The organism is Mesorhizobium sp. P3_A9 (assembly GCF_056402975.1).
The window spans coordinates 1-1,231 of record NZ_JBFUGJ010000694.1 but is presented as its reverse complement, the minus strand read 5'-3'; the positions used below and the strand labels follow the sequence as shown (position 1 = coordinate 1,231).

The following is a 1,231-nucleotide window of genomic DNA, read 5'->3' as shown; positions in this document are numbered from 1 at the left end:
GAAATGCTGCAGGCGAAATGAGCGGTTGCCGTCCGTGAGCTCAACCGGGAACAGCCGGGCAGGCCGTGCCCTGCCCTGGGCGCTGGTCACGCCAGCGCTTGGCTGGACGCTGCTGTTCTTCGTGCTGCCTTTCATCGCCATGGGGTTTTCGAGCCTGACGGCGCATGAAGGCGGCGGCTTCACGCTCGGCAACTACAGCCAGTTTTTCACCAACCCCTCCTACTGGCAGGCGATGGTGAACTCGCTGCAAGTGACGGCGATCGTCACCGTGATTTCGGTGCTGCTCGCCTATCCCTTCGCCTGGATTCTTGCCGAACAGGTGCCGGAACGCTGGCAGCGGCTGGCCCTGATGCTGGCCGTGCTGCCGTTCTGGACGTCCTATGTCGTGCGCTCCTATTCCTGGCTGCTGGTGCTGGCGCAGAACGGTGTCATCAACCGCGCGCTCACCGGTTCCGGCCTGATCACCGAGCCGCTGCAACTCGCCAATACGCGCTTCGCCACTGTCACCGGCTTCGTGCATTTCTTCGTCATGCTGTTGACGCTGACCATCTTCGCCAAYYTGAAGCAGCTCAGCCCRAGCTAYCGCAAGGCSGCCGCCGATCTCGGCGCCGGRCCGGTGCGCACCTTCCTGCATGTCGTSCTGCCGCTRACMTTGCCCGGCATCATGGTCGGCGCSTTCCTKACCTTCGTGCTATGCATCGGCGACTACATCACGCCGCAGATCCTGGGCGGCAACAACGAACTTCTGATGCCGCAGCTGGTGATGATGCAGATCGGCCGGCGCGGCGATTTTCCGCTTGCTTCGGCGCTGTCGATCATCCTGATGGCGGTGGTCACCATTGCCTACCTCGCCTGCGCCCGCTGGCTGAAGATCGAGCGGGCCTGAGATGCGCAGGATTGTCCGTGTCGCGTCCTGGGTCTACGCGCTCGCCGTCTACGGCTTCATYTTCCTRCCGGTGGTSGTGCTGGTRYTGTTYTCGCTRCAGGCRACCTCCTTCCCSATYCCGCCCTTCACCGGYCCRTCGCTGCGCTGGTACGAGGCGGTGCTCTCCGACACGCGGCTGACCTCGGCGCTGGTCAATTCACTGATGGTCGCGGCGCTTTCCTCAGCCACCGCCGTGACGCTCGGCTTCCTCTCGGCCTGGGGCTTTGCGCGCTTCGTGCTACCGGGCTCGGGCCTGCTGCGCGGCTTGATCACGCTGCCGCTGACGGTCAGCTACCTCATCATCGG

At 64.2% G+C, this 1,231-nt stretch carries 2 protein-coding genes; both read left to right on the top strand.

Annotated features, from left to right (window positions below):
* Window positions 1–34 precede the first annotated feature (34 nt).
* Entirely contained in the window at window positions 35–886 is an 852-nt protein-coding gene (locus AC1DX0_RS36065; RefSeq protein WP_477221419.1) for an ABC transporter permease, read from the top strand.
* Window position 887: 1 nt separating this feature from the next.
* Window positions 888–1,231 (top strand): ABC transporter permease (locus AC1DX0_RS36060; RefSeq protein WP_477359297.1); only part of this gene is annotated, 344 nt, incomplete at its 3' end.